At 56.4% G+C, this 527-nt stretch carries 1 protein-coding gene; it reads left to right on the top strand.

Features of this window, described 5'->3' with window-relative positions:
- On the top strand, positions 1–504 hold a 504-nt coding region (locus ACYQ2W_RS26555; RefSeq protein ID WP_459874128.1), incomplete at its 5' end, for an ISL3 family transposase.
- Positions 505–527 lie beyond the last annotated feature (23 nt).

Here is a 527-nt window from a genome sequence, read left to right as displayed (position 1 = left end):
CTCGTGCATGACGCACTGGATGAAGTTCGGCGCGCCCAGGTGCGAAACATGGCGGGAACCGAAGAAGGGAAGGCGATCAAAAAAAGCCGCTGGTCACTGCAGAAAAACCCATGGAATTTGACGGGCAAGGAGGAGGAAAAGCTGGCCGACGTCCAACGAGCCAACGCACCGCTTTACCGAGCCTATCTGCTCAAGGAAACGTTGGCGCAGGCACTCGATTATCGGCAACCAAAACGCGCACGTGAAGCGCTGGAGGCATGGCTTTCGTGGGCAAGCCGCTCAAAGCTCAAGCCCTTCGTGAAGGCAGCCAGGACCATCAGGAAGTACAAAGAGGGCATCCTGGCCTATATCAAGGAGCGTCACAGCAACGCACGTGTCGAAGGGATCAACAATCGAATCCGAATGGTTGCGCGTAGAGCCTTTGGTTTTCACAGCCGAAAGGCTCTTTGCTCCATGATTTTCCTGTGCTGCGGTGGGATCGAGTTGAATCCGGCCCTCCCGTGACCCACGGAAAGGTCAGGAGAAGC

This window comes from Endothiovibrio diazotrophicus (genome assembly GCF_054657215.1).
Note: the sequence above shows the minus strand (reverse complement) of the source record. Positions and strands in the feature narration are given on the sequence as shown.